Raw genomic sequence first — 9,334 nt, forward strand, 5'->3', positions numbered from 1 at the left:
AGGAGCTGAAATCCTACGTTGCAAAACAAGGGGATGAAACGGATTTATACCAGGCGGTAGATGACCTTTGGACGGAACTGGACGTTGACCAGCCCCTGCCGATCCGCAGCGACCATATTTTCCAAAAGATACTGAACGATCCGCGGATCCTGGCCGATCGGTATCAGCAGGAAGCCACACGGAAAAAGCTACGGGTTAAACGCTACTGGTATTCGGTGGCCGGCATCGCCGCCTCGATTTGCGCGGTTTTTCTGCTGTACCCATACGTTGAGTTCGGAACTGACGCTCTGTCGGTGAAAAAGGCCGCGCATGCACACGTGGAGCAGGCAATTCATCCGGGTGGTCAAAAAGCGCTGCTCACCTTAGCCGATGGCCGCACGATCAGCTTGGGTGAAGTTGGGGATGGCGCGCTCGCAGAACAGGCCGGTTTCCGGATTGTGAAAACGGAAGACGGGCAGCTTTTCTATGAGCCGATCAGCACGGCGGCGGATAATACGGAAGCCATGTACAATACCGTAAATACACCCAAAGGCGGAGAATATCAACTGGCGTTGCCAGACGGCACCAGGGTATGGCTTAATGCGATGTCGTCGCTGCGTTATCCGGTCCGTTTTACGGGCGATGAGCGCCGGGTGGAACTCACGGGAGAAGCCTACTTCGAAGTCAGTGGTTTTATCAGGGGCGGTCGCCGGCTCCCCTTTATTGTAAAGACAGTTGACCAGGCAGTTGAGGTTTTGGGAACCCATTTTAACATCAAGGCCTATCCCGGGGAGAGCACCACCAAAACCACGCTTCTTGAAGGGAAGGTCCGTGTTTCCATCCCGGAAAAATCAGGCAGCAATACAACGGTTGCTAATGTGCTGGCTCCGAATCAGCAGGCTACCGTTAAACATGGAAGTCGCCTTATTTCGGTAGTCCCGGTCGACCCGGCGAATGCGGTCGCATGGAAGAACGGCAATTTTGCTTTTCATAACAGCGATATGGTTGAAGTAATGAATACTATCGCACGGTGGTATGACGTAGACGTGGAGTATGAAGAAGAGGCGGTAAAGCACAAGCGCTTTGGAGGAACCATTTCAAGGTTTGAAAGTTTTGAAAAATTACTAAAAACGATTGAACTGACGGGAACAGTGAAGTTCAAAATTGAAGGAAGGAGGGTGATTGTGATGACTTAGCGACTGCAACAGCTGGCTTTGTTGTCAAAAAAAGAATCAGGAGCGGTCGCAACGCCCCTGATTAAATGACAATGAAGCCATTAGGATTAAAAAAACGGATTTGGAAACCAATTTTTATAAACCCAATTCAAATGTATAAAAAATTTATTATACAAGGTTATCACCATATCATACATGCGATTTCCAAGTATAGCCTTGCCATGAAATTATCCTGCGTACTCCTATTGGTCAGTGCTTTACAAGTAAGTGCATATTCTTACATGTATGCGCAGGATATTAGCCTTCGGAAAAAGCACGCCTCACTGGAGGATGTGTTAACAGACATTAAAAAGCAGAGCGGTTACCACGTTTTCTATGATGTGGGCATGATCCGCAGGGCACAGCCCATTACGATTGACGTGCGCAACGTCACACTGGATGAAGCGCTGACCAAAAGCCTTACGGGACAGGGACTAAGCTATAAGATTGTCGATAAGAATATCATCATTACGTTAATCAACCGTCCTGCCAAAGCAGCGGAAAAGCGGGCGCCATTGCAGGAGCTTGTCATTAGCGGCCGCGTTGCCGGTGCGGGAGGAAATCCGCTGGAAGGAGTTACCGTGCGAGTTAAGGACACCCAGGTGGCGACAACAACGGATGCCGCGGGCAATTACCGGGTTGAAGTGCCGCAGCGGCGTGCGGCACTTACTTTCTCTTTACTGGGGTATTCGTCGGTTGAGCAGGAAGGTACTGCCGGTACCCCATTAAATGTAGTACTGCAGGAGTCGGTCAGTGAGCTGGGCGAAGTCGTTGTAACAGCGCTGGGAATATCGCGTGAAAAAAAATCACTGAGTTATGCTACGCAAAGTGCCGATGCGGAAAAACTGAGCCAGGCCCGGACACCAAACCTGGTTGACGGACTCAGCGGTAAAATTGCCGGCCTGACCATTACCAGCTCCGGTGCCGGCGTCGGTGCGTCCTCCAAGGTCTTATTGCGGGGTAACCGGTCGATCAGCGGCAGCAGCCAGCCGCTATATGTCGTTGACGGTATTACATTAAACGGGGATATCGCCAACCTGAGTCCGGATGACATCGAGTCTATCTCCGTACTGAAAGGAGCCAATGCGGCCGCGCTTTATGGCAGCCGTGCAAACAACGGGGCAATCATCGTTACCACCAAGTCCGGAAAGGGCGCGCCAGAAGGAGTGAGCACCAACCTGGGCTTCAACTTTATGGCGAATACGCCCATTATCTTAATGAAATTCCAGAACGAATACGGCCAGGGAGCCAACGGTATCTATTCGGAAAACGCGGTTACTTCCTGGGGCCCCAGGTTTGATGGAAGCCAGGTAAAGCACTGGTCAAATGACCCCGGCTATATTGCCAATCAGCTGAACGGCAGCGAGACCTATCCCTACACTGCGCAGCCGGACAACATTAAAGATTTTTTTCAGACGGGCCGGAGCTTCGCAACCAACCTGTCGGTTAATATCAACTCCGAAAAGTCCAATACGTTTCTCAGCTATACCCATACCGATGCCACGGGAATTGTGGATGGCAATGACCTGCAGAGTCATAACCTCAGTATCCGGACAACGGCATCGTTAAGCGACCGGTTAAAACTGGATTCCCGCGTTAATTACATCCGGCAACAGTTCGACAATGTGCTGTTTACCGGGGAAAGCTTTAATAACCCGATGCGGTATTTGTACCAGATCCCGCGGAATATACGTACGCAGGATATCCAGCACTATCAGTTTGTGAACAGCGCCGGACAAACGCGACAGCATTTTTACAGTCCCGGCTTCAACGGTGCCGGAAACCCTTACTGGACGCAGCACAACGTGCTGAACCCTAAGCTGGAGGAGCGCTTACTGGGCATGTTAAGCCTGCACTATCAGCTGACGGATGATTTATCCATTTTAGGCCGTTCGGCCATTGACCGTACGAATGCGGCAGCCGAAACCAAGCTGGCAAACGACACCTACGTAACGGCGAACCGGGGCTCGTATGCGCGTAATAATTCCAACGCATACGAATGGAATACCGATGCCTTGCTGAACTACCATAAGGCATTGTCCACGGATTTTACCCTGGATCTGAACGTTGGGGCAAACCACCGGGTGTTTAAATCCGATGCCCTCGGCGCCTCCGGAGTCAACTTCCAGATAGAAAACCTGTACGCGCTGGGGAACACGCAGGACCCGCGGCCCATCGACACCTATTACCGGCATAAAGAAGTTCAGTCGGTGTACGCCTTCGGGGAACTCTCCTACAAAAATGCGCTGTTCCTGAACCTTACCGGCAGGAACGACTGGAGTTCCACGCTTCCGGCCGATAACCGGTCGTATTTTTATCCGTCTGTGGGTTTAACCGCGGTTATCAGTGAATTGGCAACCCTCCCGGATGCGATTGATTACCTCAAGCTGAGGGGCTCATATGCCGAGGTGGGCAACGATACCGATCCTTATATGCTGGCCAGACTGGCCACCATCAACAAGGGTACTGTTTCGCTTAACCCAACATTGCCCAATGCGGATCTGAAACCCGAGTCGACCCGCTCAACCGAAATCGGTTTGGAGGCGACTATGTTAAATAACCGGCTGCGGTTTGATGTTACCTATTATAAGACCAATACGTTTGACCAGTTATTTGCCTCTCCGGTTCCTGTCGGTTCGGGGGTGGCCAGTGTGTTTCAAAACGGTGCCGATGTGCAGAACAGCGGTGTGGAGATGGCGTTGGGAGGAACAGTCATATCACGGGATGCCTTTTCATGGGACATCAATGTCAACTTTTCCAGAAACAGGAGCAAAATCCTCGAAATTGCGGAAGGATTTGATGTCTTAAACCAGGCGGATGATTACATCAGAACATATAAGCTGATCAAAGGCGAGCCGTTTGGCGCGGTCTATTCAAGGGGATACGTGCGTGACGAACAGGGAAGGGTTATTGTGGACGCCAACGGGCTGCCCAAAATCACAACGGGAAAAGACGTGTTGGTAGCCAATTATAATCCGGACTGGCTGTCAGGTATCAGCAATACCTTCAGGTACAAAGATTTCACCCTGAGTGCCCTGGTTGACATCCGGCAGGGCGGATCGCTGATTTCATTTACCGAGGCAATTGAATCCGGTATCGGCGTATTGGATTATACCGCACAGGGCCGGGACGGTTCGCTGGTATTCGGTGAAAACATATTTGACGAAGAAACCGCGGTCACCGAATCCGGTGATCCCAATACCATACAGGTGTCTTCGGAGGACTTATGGAATCACCTGGGTGGCGTCGGTGCCCCTTCGGGGGAAGCCTTCGTGCGCGACGCGTCGAATATCCGGCTGCGCGAGCTGATCTTCGGCTATACCCTGCCGCAGCGCCTGCTCGGGAAAACATTCGTTAAGTCGGCCCGGCTTTCGGTCGTTGGCAGAAACCTCTTTTTTATATCGAACAAGGCAAAATACGTGGACCCTGAAATCATGACGGATATCTCAAACAATTCAGAGGGAAGGGAAGCCTTGTCGTTGCCAACTACCCGGTCGTTTGGCGTATCCCTTAATTTCGGATTTTAAACCCTGTAACAATGAAAACGATACGATACTTATTAGCCGTATCCATGCTGTCTTTTGGCATGGGCTGTACGGAAAAATTTGACGAAATCAATACAAATCCCAAAAGTGTAACCGTCAATGGGTTAGACCAGTCGTCCTACGGGCTCGTCGTGAAAAAGGCATTTTATGGAGCGGTATTTTATGGCGATGTGATGCCCTTTCTAAGGGGGCATGCTGCCTTCACCGATCTTTATGCCAATTACCAGGCACATACCCACCCGGATTTTTTCTCTGACAGCTTTGTTTTAAACGGTGCCTGGCTGAACGAGTTTTTCACTGGATTTTACCGGAATGCCGCACCTCAGATCAAGTACGTCGAAGATTTCGCGGTAGCGAATAATTACCAGGTTGAAGCGGCGATGATGAAAGTCTGGCGGGTATACACGTACCATAAAATCACGGATTTCTGGGGGCCTATTCCGTATTCGAATTTTGGAAACGGGGAAAAGACGGTACGCTATGACTCGCAGGACGTGATTTATCACGACTTTTTAAGCACGCTGGAAGGAGCCATTGAAGTATTTAAGGCCAATGCAGGGCAAACCTCGTTCCTGGGCAGTCAGGATGTGATCTATGGGGGCAAGGTAGACCAATGGCTGAAACTGGCCAGCACGCTCCGGCTCCGGCTCGCCATGCGGATAAAGTATGTGGAACCTGAACTGGCCAAAACACATGCGGAACAGGCTGTTGCCGACGGCGTAATTACCGATAATGCAGACAATGGCTATGTAACCAGCTCCATCGACTGGCCCAACCCGTACAACACCATTACCCAGTGGAGCGACTTCCGGATGAGCGCCGATATGGAAAGCGTGTTAAAGGGATACCTGGACCCCCGGGTAGCCGATTATTATTCGGAGGCCGCACAGCCCGACGCAGCGGATGACCCTGCCGGCGTGGTATTCAATTACGAGGGCATCCGGAACGGGCAGTCCAAATCGGATAAGCAGGGACAGGGATTTAACGCGAAGGCTTCCAATATGGCCGCACCCTATTTATTAGTGGGCAGCAAGGGCCCCAACTGGCAATTGCTCCGCGCGGCTGAGGCGTATTTTTTACGGGCGGAAGGTGCCCTGGAGGGGTGGAACATGGGCGGAACCCCGGAGGCGTTATACAATCAGGGCGTCCTGATGTCGCTCGCGGAATACGGCCATGCGGGAACCGACCTGCTGGGTAACGATTACCTGACCAGTACGCGGGTACCCGTCAAGCCGGATGCCGTAACCGCGCCCGCTTCAACGGTCCCCATTGCTTACGATGCGAGCGCCGGCAAAGAGCGCCAGCTGGAGCAGATTATTACGCAAAAGTGGATCGCACTTTACCCCGACAGCGAGGAAGCCTGGGCCGAAAGGCGCCGGACCGGCTATCCGGTATTGCTCGACCGGCTGATGAGTGACAATCCGGATTTCACGGTGAGCGATATCCCGCGCCGGTTACCTTATGTGAGTTCGGAATTCGATACCAACCGGGAGGCCGTTGAAGAGGCCATTACCCTGCTGGGCGGGGCCGATAACGGGGTAACCAAATTGTGGTGGGATAAAAAATAACCGCCGTCATTATACATTTAAAAACAAAAAAGATGAAAAATATCATATCGAGACGCCATTTTATCAAGGGGAATGCCATGGCCGGACTGGGTACGCTGGCCCTGGGGGCTGTCGGTCAATCGTGCACCAACGCCGGGACAGGTTCCGGGTCGGCAGGAGACAATGTGATTTCCAGCATTGGCGGATGGTCGCTTCAGGAACTGCGGGATAAGCTACATACGGAATTGTTCGACCATTTTCTGCCCAGTATGGATCAATACGCAATAGACCATGAGTTCGGCGGGGTAATGTGTTCACTGGATGTCCGCACCGGGGCGCTCACCAATATGGAGAAAACGGCCTGGTTTGTCGGGCGGGGACTGTGGGTATACTCCTTTTTATACAACAACCTGCGGCAGGATGCCCGGTACCTGGAGATTGCGGCGAAGTCAAAGGATATCCTCTTGAAGCTGCAGCCAACAGATAACAGCTTCTGGCCGCAGCGGTTCTCCAGGGAGGGTGAGCCGCTTACCGGTCCGGGCGACATTTACGGCAGCTTATTCGTCGCCGAAGGACTGGCCGAGTATGCAAAGGCCTCCGGCGAGCCCCAGCACCGGGCGATGGCTAAACAGATTATCCTCAGCTGTGTCGACCGCTACGATCAGCCGGATTACCAATACCACATGTCTTACCTTAAGGATGCGCCGGAAATCAACGGTCCACGCGTTTTGGGCCATTGGATGATTTTCCTGAGCCTATCGACCCAGATGCTGAAGTATGAGCCGGACGAGGAGCTGGAGCAGCTGGCCGCACGGTCCGTGAGCGCAATCATGGAACATCACTTAAACCCGGCGTACGGGCTTACCAACGAAGTGATAAACCACGATTTCAGTTTACCGGACAATGCGTATAACCAATTCTCCGTCATCGGACACGGATTGGAAACGCTGGCGTTCGTCATGTTTGAGGCAGCGAGGAAGAAAGATTCCGCGCTCTTTAACCGGGCACAGCAGGCCTTTAAAAAGCATGTAGATGTGGCCAGGGATTCGGTTTACGGCGGTTATTTTCATTCGATCCAGCACATCGATAATTATGTCTGGGATGTTCGCAAATCGCTATGGAACCAGCAGGAAGTCCTGAATGGCAGCCTCTTTTTAATTGAGCACACCGGCGACGAATGGGCGCTGCGGACCTTCGCGGAAACGTATCAGTACATGTATGCGAAATTTTATCAACCGGGCAACAAGTTCTGGAATTCAGGCGGCGACCGGAAAATGGAAGACCCCAATACCGGTTTGATGGAACACTATCACCATGCGCGCCAACTGATGCTGGCGCTGCTGTCGGTCGACCGGATGATCGAAAGAAAAGGGAATATTTCGAACCTATTTGCTTAATTTTAACCGCATACCATCCGTTTCGGATGGTATGCTTTTTTTCGCTATGAGTAACAACAGAAGAACATTCATCAAAAACAACCTCTTACTCGGGCTAAGCGCACCGCTGTTAACCCGCGTAGCTATCCCGGGTGCAGCCGCCGCATCCGGTCAGGGGAGTCCCTATACACTGGCCGACCTCAACCGATTACGCGATCAATACCGCACCGCGCTCTTCGACCAGTTCCTGCCTAATATGGATAGCTATGTGGTTGACCACGAATACGGCGGTTTTTTGCTTCAGGTGGATTGCGCTACGGGCGAACTGCTGGGCACCGATAAGCGTTCATGGTTCGACGGGAGGGGGCTTTGGGTTTACGCCTACCTGTACAATAATTTTGAAAAGAATCCGAAATACCTTGAAATTGCCGGGAAGACGAAGGACCTGCTGCTATCCCTCCGGCCGGAGGGCGATGCTTTCTGGGTAAAGACATACAGCCGGGAAGGCAAACCCCTGGACGGCCCTGGCGATATCTACGGGAATCTTTTTGTTGCCGAGGGACTGGCCGAATATGCGATAGCTGCCGGCGAGCCGCAATACCGCGAGCTGGCCAAGCAGCTGATCTTTAGTTGTGTGGACCGTTATGACCGCCCGGATTACAGCTACGTGGTCGGATCGGCAGGACTGCCGCCCATAGAAGCACCGCGGATACTCGGGCACTGGATGATTTTTCTGAGTTTATCCACGCAAATGTTAAAGCACGGTGCGGATGCCGACCTGGAGGAGCTGGCCAACCGCAGCGTGAACGCCATTATGGATCACCACATCAATCGGGAACATGGGCTGACGAACGAGGTGATCAACCACGACCTGTCGACACCTGTAAATGGGTACGACCAGTTTTCGGTCATTGGCCACGGATTTGAAACCTTGATGTTTGTTATGCGCGAGGCTGAGCGCCGAAAGGACGACGCGCTGTTTGAGCGCGCGAGTGCCGCGTTTAAGCGCCATGTTGAAATTGCCGAAGACCGGGTGTACGGTGGATACTTCCACACCGTAAAAAATGTGGCCGCATATACCTGGATACTCGATAAGCAGCTCTGGACATCCATGGAAGTGCTCAACGGCACGCTGATGCTCGTGGAACGCTCGGGCGATCCATGGGCCTGGGAAACCTATATGCGGACGCTGAATTACGTGGAAGAAAAAATTATCCAGGACGGTTATAAGTTCTGGCCTTCGTATGCCGACCGCAAGGCAGCCGTGCTCCGGACCAAAAGCATGGAAAATTACCACGAACCCCGCCAGCTGATGTTTGGGTTACAGTCACTTGAACGCATGATCCAAAAGCAGGACACGCAGGGCGGCACAGCGTAACCATTCCCTCGATCCCGCTTCGGGAAGTGTTCGGGAGCGCTTCGACACGTCTTCGAGACTGCTTCGAGGCTTCTTCGACTGCGCTTCGGGGCCGCTTCGACTGCTGTTCGAGATTCCTTCGGCTGGGCTTCGGACAACCCCGAAGCCCAGCCGAAGGAATCTCGAAGAAGTCCCGGGGAATTCCCGAAACGATCCCGAACGCAGGTCAAACCGATCCCGATGAATCCGGTTTTTCACCCCTGTCCTTCCGAAAGAAAAAAATAATTCACTAACTGTTTGATACTTAATGTAAGTT

General features: G+C 52.3%; 6 protein-coding genes. 5 read left to right on the forward strand and 1 reads right to left on the reverse strand.

From position 1 onward, the window contains the following. The 5 genes from ABWO75_RS12575 to ABWO75_RS12595 form a co-directional block, all read left to right on the forward strand. The coding region (locus ABWO75_RS12575; protein WP_353186051.1) for a FecR family protein at window positions 1-1,175 on the forward strand (1,175 nt) is incomplete at its 5' end. Window positions 1,176-1,306: 131 nt separating this feature from the next. After that, entirely contained in the window at window positions 1,307-4,720 is a 3,414-nt protein-coding gene (locus ABWO75_RS12580) for a SusC/RagA family TonB-linked outer membrane protein (protein WP_353186053.1), read from the forward strand. Between the two features lie 11 nt (window positions 4,721-4,731). Then, entirely contained in the window at window positions 4,732-6,306 is a 1,575-nt protein-coding gene (locus ABWO75_RS12585) for a SusD/RagB family nutrient-binding outer membrane lipoprotein (protein WP_353186055.1), read from the forward strand. 32 nt (window positions 6,307-6,338) lie between these two features. After that, window positions 6,339-7,682, forward strand: a complete 1,344-nt coding sequence (locus tag ABWO75_RS12590) for an AGE family epimerase/isomerase (RefSeq protein ID WP_353186057.1) — start codon at window positions 6,339-6,341, stop codon at window positions 7,680-7,682. 46 nt (window positions 7,683-7,728) lie between these two features. Further along, window positions 7,729-9,039, forward strand: coding sequence for an AGE family epimerase/isomerase (locus ABWO75_RS12595; RefSeq protein WP_353186059.1), 1,311 nt, complete (start codon window positions 7,729-7,731; stop codon window positions 9,037-9,039). On the opposite strand, the gene ABWO75_RS12600 is transcribed toward ABWO75_RS12595, so the two are convergent. Beyond that, window positions 8,989-9,334: hypothetical protein (locus ABWO75_RS12600; RefSeq protein WP_353186061.1), on the reverse strand; the 346-nt coding region annotated here is incomplete at its 5' end. The genes ABWO75_RS12595 and ABWO75_RS12600 overlap by 51 nt on opposite strands.

This window comes from Parapedobacter lycopersici (genome assembly GCF_040395035.1).
Taxonomy (GTDB): Bacteria; Bacteroidota; Bacteroidia; order Sphingobacteriales; family Sphingobacteriaceae; genus Parapedobacter; species Parapedobacter lycopersici_A.